Annotated in this window: 12 protein-coding genes; 2 read left to right on the forward strand and 10 right to left on the reverse strand. The window is 73.0% G+C overall.

Going from position 1 to position 13,632, the window contains the following annotated elements; genetic code table 11:
- Positions 1-58: 58 nt before the first annotated feature.
- The 7 genes from ACH01S_RS08020 to ACH01S_RS08050 form a co-directional block, all read right to left on the reverse strand.
- A complete protein-coding gene (locus tag ACH01S_RS08020) occupies positions 59-1,030 on the reverse strand; it encodes a gluconeogenesis factor YvcK family protein (protein ID WP_067887235.1) in 972 nt (323 codons plus the stop codon).
- Positions 1,031-1,073: 43 nt separating this feature from the next.
- A complete protein-coding gene (rapZ, locus tag ACH01S_RS08025) occupies positions 1,074-1,952 on the reverse strand; it encodes an RNase adapter RapZ (RefSeq protein ID WP_067887154.1) in 879 nt (292 codons plus the stop codon).
- Positions 1,949-3,988: an excinuclease ABC subunit UvrC gene (gene uvrC, locus ACH01S_RS08030; RefSeq protein WP_067887157.1), complete on the reverse strand. Its 2,040-nt coding sequence runs from the start codon at positions 3,986-3,988 to the stop codon at positions 1,949-1,951. Before uvrC ends, rapZ begins: the two co-directional genes overlap by 4 nt.
- A 98-nt stretch (positions 3,989-4,086) precedes the next feature.
- Positions 4,087-4,587 (reverse strand): Rieske (2Fe-2S) protein, encoded by a 501-nt coding sequence (locus ACH01S_RS08035; RefSeq protein WP_083980438.1) that lies wholly within the window; start codon positions 4,585-4,587, stop codon positions 4,087-4,089.
- A 100-nt stretch (positions 4,588-4,687) separates the two neighbouring features.
- On the reverse strand, positions 4,688-5,110 hold the full coding sequence (locus ACH01S_RS08040; RefSeq protein WP_083980439.1) for a Rieske (2Fe-2S) protein: 423 nt from the start codon (positions 5,108-5,110) through the stop codon (positions 4,688-4,690).
- Positions 5,111-5,156: 46 nt separating this feature from the next.
- On the reverse strand, positions 5,157-7,994 hold the full coding sequence (gene uvrA, locus ACH01S_RS08045) for an excinuclease ABC subunit UvrA (protein ID WP_067887163.1): 2,838 nt from the start codon (positions 7,992-7,994) through the stop codon (positions 5,157-5,159).
- Between the two features lie 223 nt (positions 7,995-8,217).
- The gene (locus tag ACH01S_RS08050; protein WP_067887166.1) at positions 8,218-8,787 is read right to left on the reverse strand and encodes a TetR/AcrR family transcriptional regulator; all 570 of its coding nucleotides are present in this window, start codon (positions 8,785-8,787) and stop codon (positions 8,218-8,220) included.
- A gap of 85 nt (positions 8,788-8,872) precedes the next feature.
- Here ACH01S_RS08050 and ACH01S_RS08055 point away from each other — a divergent pair, with 85 nt between their 5' ends.
- Positions 8,873-9,298, forward strand: a complete 426-nt coding sequence (locus ACH01S_RS08055) for a nuclear transport factor 2 family protein (protein ID WP_067887169.1) — start codon at positions 8,873-8,875, stop codon at positions 9,296-9,298.
- A 1-nt stretch (position 9,299) separates the two neighbouring features.
- On the opposite strand, the gene ACH01S_RS08060 is transcribed toward ACH01S_RS08055, so the two are convergent.
- Complete coding sequence (locus tag ACH01S_RS08060) at positions 9,300-10,091, reverse strand: MBL fold metallo-hydrolase (protein WP_218010180.1); 792 nt, start codon at positions 10,089-10,091, stop codon at positions 9,300-9,302.
- A gap of 88 nt (positions 10,092-10,179) precedes the next feature.
- On the opposite strand from ACH01S_RS08060, the gene ACH01S_RS08065 reads away from it, so the two are divergent.
- The gene (locus tag ACH01S_RS08065) at positions 10,180-10,911 is read left to right on the forward strand and encodes a maleylpyruvate isomerase family mycothiol-dependent enzyme (protein WP_169809223.1); all 732 of its coding nucleotides are present in this window, start codon (positions 10,180-10,182) and stop codon (positions 10,909-10,911) included.
- A gap of 9 nt (positions 10,912-10,920) precedes the next feature.
- Here ACH01S_RS08065 and ACH01S_RS08070 read toward each other — a convergent pair whose 3' ends face one another.
- Positions 10,921-11,640 carry a Crp/Fnr family transcriptional regulator gene (locus tag ACH01S_RS08070; RefSeq protein ID WP_067887178.1) on the reverse strand — a complete coding sequence of 240 codons (720 nt, stop codon included), beginning with the start codon at positions 11,638-11,640 and terminating at the stop codon, positions 10,921-10,923.
- Positions 11,641-11,763: 123 nt separating this feature from the next.
- On the reverse strand, positions 11,764-13,632 hold a 1,869-nt coding region (locus tag ACH01S_RS08075; RefSeq protein WP_157406270.1), incomplete at its 5' end, for a tetratricopeptide repeat protein.

Consider the following 13,632-nt stretch of genomic DNA (forward strand, 5'->3'; position numbering starts at 1 on the left):
TTGACCCCTCCCCCTATCGGACTTCCAGCAGTCTGGCCGATCCCGGCCGCGCCGGACGTCACTGGCTGAAAATCTGTACGAAGGCTTGGGCCAGCCGGGCCGGTTCATGACGGGGCGACCCGTCGTCGGCGGCGACGTCAGCGAGGACGAGCCGCCCGCCGATCTCCTGGGCCGCCTTGTCGAGCGCGGCCGGGTCGTCCACGATGCCGCCGTCGGCGAGGACGACGTCCACCGTCAGGTCGGGGGCGTGGGCGCGCAGGACCTCCAGATGGGTCTGCGGGGAGAAGTCGTCGGTCTCGCCGGGCTGCGGCGCGAGGTTCAGCGCGACGACCCGGCGGGCGCGGCAGGAGACGAGCGCGCGGGCCAGCGCCGGGACCTTCAGGTGCGGCAGGACGCTCGTGAACCACGACCCGGGGCCGAACACGACCCAGTCGGCGTCCTCGACGGCGGCGAGCGCCTCCGGGCAGGCGGGCGGATCGGCCGGGACGAGCGACACCCCGAGCACGCTGCCGGGCGTCTTCGCGCACGCGACCTGCCCCTTGACGTGCGTGATCTCGTCGGGGCGGCACGGGTCGGCGCCGCGCACGTCGGCGACGATGTCCATCGGGACGGCCGCCATCGGCAGGACCCGGCCGTGCGCGCCGAGCAGCCGCCCGACCCAGTCGAGCCCGGCGACGGTCGAGCCGGGCGCGTCCCCGCCGAGCAGTTCCCACAGCGCGACGATGAGGAGGTTGCCGACGGCGTGCCCCTGCAGGTCGCCCTCGCTGCGGAACCGGTGCTGGACGACGTCGCGCCACGTCTGGCCCCACTCGTCGTCCCCGCACAGGGCGGCGAGCGCCATGCGCAGGTCGCCGGGCGGCAGCACGCCGAGCTCGCGGCGCAGCCGGCCGCTGGACCCGCCGTCGTCGGCGACCGTGACGATCGCGGTCAGCCGGTCGGTGACGCGGCGCAGCGCCGACAGCGAGGCGTACAGGCCGTGGCCGCCGCCGAGCGCGACGACCTTCGGTCCGCCGGTCTCCACCGTGCCGATCGCCTCCTCGTCCGGGGTCCCGGGCGGAGCCCCGCCGGGGATGTCACTCGCGGCCGAGGTCACGATGGGCGACCTGCACCTCGATGCCCTCGTCCCGCAGCCGCGCGGCGATCTGTTCCGCCATGGCCACACTACGGTGTTTGCCGCCGGTACATCCCACGGCGAGGGTCACGTAGTGCTTGCCCTCCCGCTCGTAGCCGTCGGCGAGGAGCCGCAGGACGTCGGTGTAGGAGTCCAGGAACTCCTTCGCGCCGCGCTGCCCCAGCACGTAGTCGCGGACGGCGGCGTCGCGGCCCGTCTTCGGCCGCAGCTCCGGCACCCAGTGCGGGTTCGGCAGGAACCGGCAGTCGACCACGAGGTCGGCATCCACCGGCAAGCCGTACTTGTATCCGAACGACACGACGGTCGCGCGGAGGCTGGACTCGCCGGTGTCGTTGCCGAAGAACCCGATGATCTTGTTGCGCAGCTCGTGCACGTTGAGCCCGCTCGTGTCGATCACGAGGTCGGCCTCGGCGCGGACCTCGCGGACGAGCTCCCGCTCCCGCGCGATGCCGTCGACGAGCCGTCCGTCGCCCTGCAGCGGGTGCGGCCGCCGGACGCTCTCGAACCGGCGCACCAGGTCGGCGTCGTTCGCCTCCAGGAACACCACCCGCGGGTGGACGCCGCGCGCCTCAAGCTCGGCGATCGAGGAGTGCAGGTCCTCGGTGAACGCGCGGCTGCGCACGTCGACGACGACGGCGATGCGGGGCACCGCGTCCTTCACCCGGCCGCCGAGGTCGGCCATCGTCGCCAGCAGCCCCGGCGGCAGGTTGTCGACCACGAACCAGTCGAGGTCTTCGAGTGACTTGGCCGCGGTGCTGCGGCCCGCCCCGGACATGCCGGTGACTATCACGATGTCCGGGATCTTCGTCTCGCTGGTCATGACCGTCTCCCCGTGTGCTCCCCGTCGCCGCCAGTCCCCGTGCCGCCGCCCGCGCCGCCGCGCGGCGGGGCGCCGTGCAGCGCGGCGACGATGCTCTCCGCGCTGCGCATGCCGATCCCCGGGACCTCGGCGACCTGCTCGGGCGTCGCGTCCTTCAGCCGCTTCAGCGAGCCGAAGTGCTTCAGCAGCGCCGCGCGCCGCGCCGGGCCCAGACCCGGAACGTTATCGAGTTCGCTCACCGTCATGGACCGGGACCGCCGCTGCCGGTGGAAGGTGATGGCGAACCGGTGCGCCTCGTCCCGCACCCGCTGGACGAGGAACATGCCCTCGCTGTTGCGCGGCAGGATCACCGGGTCGGCGTCGCCGGGCAGCCAGATCTCCTCCAGCCGCTTGGCGATGCCGCAGACGGCGATGTCGTCGACGCCGAGCTCGTCCAGGGCGCGCTGCGCGGCGGCGACCTGCGGCGGACCGCCGTCGACGATCACCAGGTTGGGCGGGTAGGCGAACTTGCGCGGCCTGCCGGTCTCCGGGTCGATCGGCTGGTGCGCGCCCTCTTGCGCCTCACTTTGGGGGGACGACCCCCCAAGCCCCCCGGCAAGATCCTCAGGTGGGTCACCGAGGTGGTCGAGCTCTCCCATCTTCTCGCTCTCGGCGAGGTAGCGCTTGAACCTGCGGGTGATGACCTCGTGGATGGAGCGGACGTCGTCCTGCCCCTGGACGGCCTTGATCGTGAACCGGCGGTACTCGCTCTTGCGGGCGAGGCCGTCCTCGAACACGACCATGGACGCGACCACGTCGCTGCCCTGGAGGTTGGACACGTCGTAGCACTCGATGCGCAGCGGCGCGTCGTCGAGTTCGAGGGCGTCCTGGATCTCCTGGAGGGCGCGGCTGCGGGTCGTCAGGTCGGACGCGCGGCGCGTCTTGTGCTGCTTGAGCGCCTCGTGCGCGTTGCGCGCCACCGTGTCCAGCAGGGCCTTCTTGTCGCCGCGCTGGGGGACGCGCAGCCGGACCGGCCCGCCGCGCTGCTCCTCCAGCAGCTCGGTCATCGCGCCCTCCTCCGGCGGCAGGGCCGGGACGAGCACCTCCCGCGGCACCGATTCGCTCTCGCCGTAGATCTGGATGAGGAAGTTCTCGACGAGGTCGGCGGTGGTGACGTCCTCGACCTTGTCGACGACCCAGCCGCGCTGCCCGCGGATGCGCCCGCCGCGCACGTAGAAGACCTGGACGGCGGCCTCCAGCTCGTCCTCCGCGAAGGCGATCATGTCGCAGTCGGTGCGGTCGGGCAGGACGACGGCCTGCTTCTCCAGCGCCCGCTCCAGCGCGCGGACGTCGTCGCGGAGCCGGGCGGCCCGCTCGTACTCCTGCGACGCGGCCGCCTCGCGCATGTCGCGTTCGAGGCGCTTGATGAAGCGGGACGTGTTGCCCGCCATGAAGTCGCAGAAGTCCTCGGCGAGGAGGCGGTGCTCGTCCGGGGAGACGCGGCCGACGCAGGGCGCCGAGCACTTGCCGATGTAGCCGAGCAGGCAGGGGCGGTCGAGCTGGTGCTGCCGCTTGAACACGCCCGCGCTGCACGTCCGGACCGGGAACACGCGCAGCAGCTGGTCGACCGTCTCGCGGATCGCCCACGCGTGGGAGTACGGCCCGAAATAGCGCACGCCCCTCCGCTTCGCGCCCCGCATCACCATCACCCTCGGGAACTCCTCGTTCAGGGTGACGGCGAGGTAGGGATACGACTTGTCGTCCCGGTAACGGACGTTGAACCGCGGGTCGAACTCCTTGATCCAGGAGTACTCCAGCTGGAGCGCCTCGACCTCGGTGGACACGACCGTCCAGTCGACGCGGGCGGCGGTCCGCACCATCGTCTGCGTGCGGGGATGCAGCGCGGAGAAGTCGGCGAAGTAGGAGTTGAGCCGCTGCCGCAGGCTCTTGGCCTTCCCCACGTAGATGACCCGGCCGTGCTCGTCGCGGAACCGGTACACCCCTGGGGACTCGGGGATGGAGCCGGGTGCGGGTCGATAGGTCGCCGGATCTGCCACGTTCAGAAGCCTAGTAGCCGCCACCGACACACCGCGCCGGACGGCGGGCCGGACGGCGGGCCGGCGCCGCAGGGCCCGGCCGCCGTCGCCCGCGCCGCTCAGGCGAGCGTGATCTGCCCGCCCTCGACGGTGATGCGCTTCTCCTCCAGCGGCCTGTCCGCGGGCGGGTTCGCCACCGAACCGTCCGCGATCTTGAACTTGCTGCCGTGGCAGGGGCAGTTGATCGTGCCGCCCGACACCGAGCCGACGTCGCAGCCCCGGTGGGTGCACTTGGACGAGTACGCCTTGAACTGGCCCTGCGTGGGCTGGCAGACGACGACGTTCGCGTCCTTGAACACCTTGCCGCCGCCGACCGGGATATCGGCGGCCGACCCGAGCGCCGTGCCCCCGCCGCCCCCGCCGCCCCCGCCGCCCCCGTCCTGCGAGCCGCCGGAGCCGCCCGCGTCGTCGTCCCCCGACCCGCCGCACGCGGCGGCGAGCCCGGCGATCCCCGCGAGCCCCGCTCCGATGAGAAGCCCTCTGCGCGTGCCGCCCCCGGCCGGTGCGTCCCGCGGCGCCCGCACCGGCTCGCCAACCTGCGTCTCGGACTCCTGTGGCATTGCCGTCCTCCCGGTGACATCTCGGTTCCCGTCAGTCACCGTGAGAACGTACGCCCGAGGCGGATGGTTCAATACCGAACGACATCGGCGGGCGGGACGCTCAGACGACGACGATCCCGCCGCCCTTGACCTGCACCGGGTACTCGGTCAGCGCCCGGTCGGCCGGGCCGCGCCGCACCGCGCCATCCGCGATCTTGAACTCGCTGCCGTGGCAGGGGCATTTGATCAGCCCGTCGGAGACGCTCCCGACCGTGCAGCCCTGGTGCGTGCACACCGCCGTGAACGCCTTGAACGACCCGGGGGTCGGCTGCGTCACGACGACCTTCTCGGCCCCGTTGATCTTGCCGCCGCCGACCGGGACGTCCGCGACCTTGGCGACCTCCTTGCCCTTGAGGTCGGACGCGGACTTCTCCTTGTCACCGCCCCCGCACCCCGCGAGCACAGCCACCCCCAGGACCGCACCCCCGCACAACACGCCCCGCCGTCCGACTCCCCCGCCCCCGGACACCACTTCATCACTCATCCCCCCATGATCCTGGACGGGAGCCGGTGGGCCGGTCGGGGGCGGGCTAGGCGAGGATCTTTTTGAGGAACTGGCCCGTGTGGCTGGCCTCGACCCGGGCGATGTCCTCGGGGGTGCCGGTGGCGACGACGGTGCCGCCGCGGGAGCCGCCCTCGGGGCCCATGTCGATGATCCAGTCGGCGGTCTTGATGACGTCGAGGTTGTGCTCGATGACGATCACCGTGTTGCCCTTGTCGACCAGGCCGTTGAGGACGCCGAGGAGCTTGTTGATGTCCTCGAAGTGGAGGCCGGTGGTCGGCTCGTCCAGGACGTAGATGGTGCGTCCGGTCGAGCGCTTCTGCAGTTCGGACGCCAGCTTGACGCGCTGCGCCTCGCCGCCGGACAGGGTCGGCGCGGGCTGCCCCAGCCGGACGTATCCGAGCCCGACGTCGTTGAGCGTCTTCAGGTGCCGGTGGATCGCGGTGACCGGCTCGAAGAACGTGGTGGCCTGCTCGATCGGCATGTCGAGCACCTCGGAGATCGTCTTGCCCTTGTAGTGGACCTCCAGGGTCTCCCGGTTGTAGCGGGCGCCGTGGCAGACCTCGCACGGGACGTAGACGTCCGGCAGGAAGTTCATCTCGATCTTGATGGTGCCGTCGCCGGAGCAGTTCTCGCAGCGCCCGCCCTTGACGTTGAAGGAGAACCGGCCCGGCTGGTAGCCGCGCACCTTCGCCTCGGTGGTCTGCGCGAACAGCTTGCGGATGTGGTCGAACACGCCGGTGTAGGTCGCCGGGTTGGAGCGCGGGGTGCGGCCGATCGGCGACTGGTCGACGTGGACGACCTTGTCGAGCTGGTCGACGCCGTTGACCCGCTTGTGCTTGCCGGGGACGGTCTTCGCCCCGTTCAGCTTCTTCGCCAGCGAGCTGTACAGGATGTCGTTGACCAGCGTGGACTTGCCGGAGCCCGACACGCCGGTGACGGCGGTGAGGACGCCGAGCGGGAACGCGACGTCGACGTCGCGCAGGTTGTTCTGCTGGGCGCCCTTGACGGTGACCTCGCGGCCCCGGGTGCGCGGCCGCCGGATCTCCGGGACGGCGATCGCGCGCCGCCCGTCCAGGTAGGCCCCGGTCAGCGACCGCTCGGACTTCTTCAGGTCGTCGACGGTGCCGGACACGACGATCTCGCCGCCGTGCTCGCCCGCGCGCGGGCCGATGTCGACGACCCAGTCGGCGGCGGCGATGGTGTCCTCGTCGTGCTCGACGACGATCAGCGTGTTGCCCATGTCGCGGAGCCGGAGCAGCGTCTCCAGCAGGCGGTGGTTGTCGCGCTGGTGCAGGCCGATGGACGGCTCGTCCAGCACGTAGAGGACGCCGACCAGCCCGGAGCCGATCTGGGTGGCGAGCCGGATGCGCTGCGCCTCGCCGCCCGCGAGCGTGGCGGACGCGCGGTCGAGGGTGAGGTAGTCGAGTCCGACGTCCAGCAGGAACCCGAGCCGGGCGTTGATCTCCTTCAGGACGCGCTCGGCGATGTGCGTCTCGCGCTCGTTCAGCTCCAGGGCGAGCAGGAACTTCGCGGCCTCGCCGATCGGCAGCGCGGCGACCTCGGCGATCGACATCCCGCCCATGGTGACGGCCAGCACGACCGGCTTGAGCCGGGCGCCCTCGCACGTCGGGCACGGGATCTCGCGCATGTAGCCCTCGAACTTCTCCCGGCTGGTGTCGCTCTCGGACTCGGCGTGCCGCCGCTGGATGTAGGGGATGACGCCTTCGTAGGCGGTGTAGTACGACCTCGTCCGGCCGTAGCGGTTCTTGTAGCGGACGTGGACCTGCGTCTCGTGCCCGTTGAGGATGGCCTTGCGCGCCTTGGCGGGCAGCTTCTCCCACGGGGTGTTGAGGTCGAAGCCCATCGCGTCGCCCAGCGCGGACAGCAGGCGCAGGAAGTAGTCGCTCACGTGGCCGTTGGACCACGGCTGGATCGCGCCCTCGCCGAGGCTGAGCTCGACGTCCGGCACGACGAGCTCCGGGTCGACCTCCATGCGCGTGCCGAGGCCGGTGCAGTCGGGGCAGGCGCCGTAGGGCGAGTTGAACGAGAACGACCGGGGTTCGAGCTCCTCGAACGACAGGTCGTCGTAGGGGCAGTAGAGGTGCTCGGAGTACATCCGGGTGCGGTGCTCGTCGTCCTCGGGGAGGTCGACGAAGTCGAGGACGATCGTCCCGCCCGCCAGGCCGAGCGCCGTCTCCACCGAGTCGGCGAGCCGCTGCCGCGCCGAGTCCTTCACCGAGAGCCGGTCGACCACGACGGAGATGTCGTGCTTCTCCTGCTTCTTCAGCTTGGGCGGGTCGTCCAGCCGGACGGTCTGCCCGTCGACCAGCGCGCGCGAGTAGCCCTTCGACTGCAGCTCGCGGAACAGCTCCAGGTATTCGCCCTTGCGCCCGCGGATCACGGGCGCGAGCACCTGGAACCGGGTGCCCGGCTCAAGCTCCAGCACCCGGTCGACGATCTGCTGCGGCGCCTGCCTGCTGATCGGACGGCCGCACTCGGGGCAGTGCGGGTGCCCGATCCGCGCGTAGAGCAGCCGCAGGTAGTCGTAGACCTCGGTGATCGTGCCGACCGTCGAGCGCGGGTTCTTGCTGGTCGACTTCTGGTCGATCGACACCGCCGGGGACAGGCCCTCGATGAAGTCGACGTCGGGCTTGTCCATCTGCCCGAGGAACTGCCGGGCGTAGGCCGACAGCGACTCCACGTACCGGCGCTGGCCCTCCGCGAAGATCGTGTCGAAGGCCAGGCTCGACTTCCCGGAACCGGACAGACCGGTGAACACGATCATGGCGTCCCGCGGCAGGTCGAGCGAGACGTCCTTCAGGTTGTGCTCGCGTGCTCCACGCACGATGAGTCGGTCATGCACGGCGTTGTTCCGGTTCCTCTTCTGGCGCGACGGCGGGTGGAGACATGTCGGTCTCAAGGCTAGCCAGGGGGTACGACAGAATCCCCCGAGTGAGTAACAGCGCCGGTCCCCGGCGCATTTCACGATGCTCCCCGCCCGTCCCCGGAGGTCCGGGCGGCACTACCGCACCGTACACGTGTTCGAACGCTTCCCGCCACCGGAACACCGCTCCGGACGGCTCCGGTCAGCCGCCCCCGCGCGGGCGGAGGGCGTCGAGGACGCGGGCCAGGGTGCGGCGCCGCAGGTCGGCGGACCACCCGGCGGCCAGGGCGCCGTGGGCGGTGGCCGTGACCAGGGCCATAACCTCGTCCAGGCGGGCGTCCCGGCGGACCGTGCCCGCCTCCTGGGCGGCGGCCAGGAGGGCGCCGAACGCCTGCGTGAGGGCCTCGATCTGCTCGCCGGGCTCGACGGCCGTGCCCTCCTCGGCGAGGGCGCCGACGACGGTCCCGATCTCGGCCGAGCTCTCCACCAGGTACGTGAAGTAGTCGAAGAAGGCGGTGGCGGGGTCGCCGTCGGCGATGAGGGCCTCCGCCCGGTCGACGAGGCGCCGCCGGAGCAGCTTCATGATCGCGGCGAGCAGGTCGCGCTTGGTCGGGAAGTGGCGGAAGACCGTCCCGACGGCGACGCCCGCGCGGGCCGCGACCTCCTCGGTGGACGCGGCGGCGCCGCGCTCGGCGAACACCTCCTCGGCGGCGGCGAGGATGCGGGCGCGGTTGCGGCGGGCGTCGGCGCGCATGGGCCTGCTCGGTGTCATTCGTCCGTCCGTTGACAAGATGAGTCGCGACTCATATTTTGCAAGATGAGTCCTAGCTCATCTTAGCCGCGGCCGGAGGTACGCCATGTCCACGTCCACGTCCCCTTCCACGCCGGGTCCCCGGGAGCTGTTCGAGCGGTTCCAGCGCAACGCCCTCGACGGGCGGGCCGGGCTGGACGAGGAGATGCTCGCCGAGGACGTCGTGGTCGAGATGCCGTTCGCGCCCGGCGGGGCCGGGCGGCGCGCGGAAGGGGGCGCGGCCATCGCGGCCCGGCTGCGCGAAGGGCGCGCGGCGCTGCCCGTCGTGTTCGAGGAGTTCCGGGACGTGGTGATCCACGAGACCGCCGACCCGGAGGTGATCGTCGCGGAGTACGCGATCGTGGCGTCGGTCCCGGCCACGGGCAGGCGGGCGTCCGCGAACTTCGTCGCGGTGGTCCGGGCCAGGGGCGGGCGGATCGTCCACTGGCGCGAGTACCAGGACCACGCGGCGATCGCCGCGGCGGTGGCGTGAGTCACTCGTCGTCGAGCGCGAAGGACAGGTAGCGCTCCGCGGAGCGGCGGACGGCCTCCTTCCCGTCGGTGTAGACGATCTTCCTCCACCAGGCGCCGTACACGCGGTCGAAGTCGTAGGGCTCCAGCAGCCGCAGGGCGCGGCGCACCGTGCGCGGGCGCTCGGGGATGAAGTTCGGGTAGGAGTACATGAAGCTCAGCCAGTCGCGGTCGTTGACCACCTGGAGGATGTCGCCGGAGAACACGGCGCGCCCGTCCCGCCAGTGCAGGACCTGCCCACCCTCGAAGTGGACGCCCGCGTTGATCAGCGTGAGGCCCTCGGCCAGCTCGTGGGTGTCGCCCTCCCAGTAGACGACCGCGTCGTCGGGACGGGCCACCCACCGCCGGTCGGCGGCGTGGATGTAGACGGGCGCGTCGAATGCGTGCGCCCACTCGATCATGCTGCCGTAGAAGTGCGGGTGGCTGATCGCGATGGCGGAGACCCCGCCCAGCTCGTTCACCTGGCGGATCATGTCGTCGTCCAGGTGCGTGGTCATGTCCCAGAGGACGTTGCCGGACGGCGCGCGCACCAGCAGGGCCCGCTGCCCGATGGCGGTGGGCGGCTCGACGCCGATCCCGACGACGTCCGGGCCCTCCTCGGCGATCCGGCCGCGGTGGTCGGCGCGCAGGGCCGCGAGGGTCGTCCAGCGCTGGCCGTCCCAGCCGACGTACTGGCGCTCGTCCTCGCAGATCGGGCAGTCCGGGCGGGCCTCGCCGTACTGGACGCCGCAGGTCACGCAGATGGGTAGCTCCATGATCGCCATTCTGTGGCATCGGGCGCGGCCGGTGCGACAGGATGGAGTCCCGTTCGCTGGAGATGGGGGCGTCATGGCCTGGGAAGAAATGATCGATCGGCTGGATTCGGGCGCGGCGCGCATCGTCGCCACGCTGTCCGGACTCGGCGACCAGGACATGCGGGCCCCGTCCGCGCTGCCCGGCTGGACCCGCGGCCACGTCGCCACGCACATCGCGCGCAACGCCGACTCGCTGTGGAACCTGCTCGAATGGGCGCGGACGGGCGTCGAGGTCCCGCAGTACCCGAGCGTGGACGCCCGCAACGCCGACGTCGAGGCGGGCGCGGGACGCGACCGCGACGCGCTCGCCGAGGACGTCCGGGCGACGGCGGCGCGGCTGTCCGAGCAGGCCAGGACGCTGCCCGACGCCGCCTGGGACGCGGAGGTCAAGGCGATGACGGGGTACACGCACCCGGCCTGGTACGTCCTGTACCGGCGGTGGAACGAGGTGGAGGCCCACCACGTCGACCTCGCCGCCGGGTACGGGCCCGCCGACTGGCCCGAGCCGTACGTCCGGTGGGCGCTCGGCGCGACGCTCGCCGACATCGCGGCGCTGCCGCCGAAGCTGCGCGGCGAGCTGGAGGGGCACCGGATCACCGCGACCGACTACGGCGAGTCCGCCGACCTCGGCCGCCCGCCGGGCGGGCCCGAGGCGTCCGGGTCGGGGCGGGCGGTGCTCGGCTGGCTGTCGGGCCGCTCGGACGGCGCCGGGGTGAGCCTGCGCCCGGACGGCCCGCTGCCCGTCCCGCCGCCCTGGCCGCACGAGCCGTCCGGCTTCTGACCGGCGCCGTCAGTCGGCGTCGTGGCCCGCGAGGCGGTGCAGGGCGTCCACCGAGCGGACGACGATCGAGCCGCGCGCCACGGTGAGCCCGCCGCGGACCGGCTCGGCGGCGAGGATCTGCGCGACCTTCCGGCGGCCCATCCCGGCCCAGCGGCCGAGGTCCTGCTGGGACAGCGGGACGCGGACCTCGACGCCGCCGTCCTCGGCGTCCGGTTTCGCCTCGGTCACCCCGTCCGGGCGCTCCTCCTTGACGGGCGCGCCGAAGCGGGCGACGAGGCGGAGCAGCCGTCCGGCGAGGCGGCGCTCCGGGGCGTCGGGGAAGTGCGCGAGGCGCAGCTCCTCGGAGTCGCGCAGCCGCTCGGCCAGCACGGCGGCGACGGCCCACACCGCGCCGGGATGCGCGTCGAGGACGCGGCGGAACCGCGCGGCGGGCAGCACGAGCGCCTCCACCCGGGTGAGCGCCTCGGCGTTGGCGTGCCGGACGCCGCCGTCCGCGGCCTCGACCTCGCCGACCAGGTCGCCGGGGCCGAGGACGTCCAGGATCGCGGTCTCGCCGTCCCGGTCCGCCCAGACCTTGACCGCCCCGGCGCGCAGCACGAAGACCTGGGACGCGCGGGTGTGCTCGCGCATCAGGAACGCGCCCGGCCTGATCACGACCGGCGCGCCCGCGTCCCGCAGCGCCTCCCGCGCGCGCGGGGGCAGCGCGTCCCAGAAGGGGGTGGTGTCCATGTCGCCTCCTCCGCCGCGGGCGGGGGCGCGCTCCCGCAGATCCGTTCGATGATCTCGCGCCCCGTGCTCCAGTGAACGCGGCGCCGGGGCGGCCGACTACGTCTTTCGTCACATGTCGCGGTGTCACATGTCGAGGGAGCCGTCCGATTCGAGCCAGCTGTCCAGGGCGCGGACGCGGCGGACGCAGTCGGCCGCCGCGACGTGGTCGCCGAGCGCGAGGTGGGAGTCGCGCAGCAGCTCCAGGGCCTGCCGCAGGCCGCGCTGGTCGTCCATGTCGCGGCGGACGACGATCTCGGCGTTGACGTGCTCGACCGCGCGGGCGTGCTTGCCGAGCAGCCGGCACGCGCGGGCCATGGTGTGCAGCGAGTACGCCTGCTCGCGGGTGTCGCCGAGCTCGGTGGCGAGGTCGAGGGCGCGGCGCCCGGCGTCCAGGGCGTCGTCGGCGCGGCCGAGGTCGAGGTGGATCGCGGCGAGGTGGACGAGCGCCGTCCCCTCGCTGTGCCGGTCGCCGACCTCGCCCAGGTACTGGAGCGCCTCCAGTTCGCGTTCGAGCGCCTCCTCGGGGCGTCCGGCGCGGCGCAGCACGGCGGCGAGGGTGTCCATCCCGACGCCGAGGCCGTACCAGTCGCCGCCCTCCCGGCGGATCCGCAGCGCCTGCCGGGCGGCGCGCTCGGCGTCCTCGGGCAGGCCGAGCCGCGAGTAGGTGCGGGCGAGGCTGCCGAGCGTCCCGGCCATGCCGCCCTGCGCGCCGAGCCGGTGCCACAGGTCGAGGGCCTCCAGGCCGAGGACGAACGCCTCCCGGTGCCGCCCGAGCCGCCGCATGGCGACCGACAGGTGCTCCAGGTCGTTGGCCTCGCCGTGCTGGTCGCCGATCTCGCGGCGGATCTCCAGGGCGCGCAGCAGGTGCTCGCGCGCCTCCCGGTACCGGCCGAGCCGCCAGTGGACGATCCCGATCTGCGACAGCGCCTCCGCCTCGCCGTGCCGGTCGCTGGTCTCGCGGTGCAGCCGCAGCGCCTGCCCGCAGTAGGTGAACGCCTCGGCGAACTTCGCGGCGTCGCACATCAGCATGCCAAGCGTGGTCAGCGCGCGGGCCTCGCCGTGCCGCGCGCCCACGGCGCGGTAGGTGCGCAGGGCCTGCTCGGCGTCCTGCTGGGCCATGTCGCGGAGGCCCAGCGCGGCGTTCATGCGGGCGAGCTCCGTCAGCGCCTGCGCCGCGCCGTGCATGTCGGCGAGCTCCTGCCGGATGTAGAGGGCCTCCAGCGCGTGCGACACCGCCTCGTGGACGTTCCCCTGCCGCCGGTGGACCTGCGCGACGGTGAGCAGCGTCTCGGCCACGCCCGGCTCGTCGCCGATCCGCCGCCGCGCGCCGAGCGCCTCGGCCGCGTGGCCGAGCGCGGCCTCGTAGTCGCCGAGCCCGAGGCAGGCGCGGGCGAGGGTGTCGTGGGCCCGCGCGACGCCCGCGTCGCCGCCCCCGCCGCCGCGGTCGCGGAGCTCCTCGTGGATGGCGAGCGAGCGGCGCGCGTGCTCGATGCCGGTCAGGTAGCGGCCGAGCGCCACGTGCACGTCGGCGAGGGTGGCGAGCGCGGCGGCCTGCCCGTACCGGTCGGGCGGGTCGACGGCGCGGAACCCGCGGCGCGCGTCCTCCCCGTAGCCGATGGCCTGGACGGAGTCGCCCAGCTCGAAGTGCGCGGTGGCGAGGTTGTGCAGCATGACGGCGGCGGCGGCCCAGTCCTCCTCGGTGCGGGCCGCGTGCAGGCCCGCCTGGTGGACGGCGATGTTGTCCTCGCTGTAGCGGCGGAACTCCTGGAAGTCGAACAGGGCGTCGGCGAGCTCCCAGCACGTCCGGTGCAGGCCGAGCCGGGCGGCCTGGTGGACGGCGGCGACCAGGTTGCGCCGCTCGGACTCGAACCAGGCGAGCGCGGCGGCGCGCTCGTCCCCGGCGGGCGGGCGCTCCCGCCGCTCGCCCCGGTGCACGGCCGGGCGGGGCCGTCC

It is taken from the genome of Actinomadura chibensis NBRC 106107, assembly GCF_001552135.1.
Classification (GTDB): domain Bacteria; phylum Actinomycetota; class Actinomycetes; order Streptosporangiales; family Streptosporangiaceae; genus Spirillospora; species Spirillospora chibensis.

Excerpts from the sequence above, each read along its gene's own strand:
- rapZ (WP_067887154.1), bottom strand. The coding sequence starts at position 1,952 with ATGACCAGCGAGACGAAGATCCCGGACATCGTGATAGTCACCGGCATG.
- ACH01S_RS08035 (WP_083980438.1), bottom strand. The coding sequence starts at position 4,587 with ATGCCACAGGAGTCCGAGACGCAGGTTGGCGAGCCGGTGCGGGCGCCG.
- ACH01S_RS08040 (WP_083980439.1), bottom strand. The coding sequence starts at position 5,110 with ATGAGTGATGAAGTGGTGTCCGGGGGCGGGGGAGTCGGACGGCGGGGC.
- ACH01S_RS08050 (WP_067887166.1), bottom strand. The coding sequence starts at position 8,787 with ATGACACCGAGCAGGCCCATGCGCGCCGACGCCCGCCGCAACCGCGCC.
- ACH01S_RS08055 (WP_067887169.1), top strand. The coding sequence starts at position 8,873 with ATGTCCACGTCCACGTCCCCTTCCACGCCGGGTCCCCGGGAGCTGTTC.
- ACH01S_RS08060 (WP_218010180.1), bottom strand. The coding sequence starts at position 10,091 with ATGGAGCTACCCATCTGCGTGACCTGCGGCGTCCAGTACGGCGAGGCC.
- ACH01S_RS08065 (WP_169809223.1), top strand. The coding sequence starts at position 10,180 with ATGATCGATCGGCTGGATTCGGGCGCGGCGCGCATCGTCGCCACGCTG.
- ACH01S_RS08070 (WP_067887178.1), bottom strand. The coding sequence starts at position 11,640 with ATGGACACCACCCCCTTCTGGGACGCGCTGCCCCCGCGCGCGCGGGAG.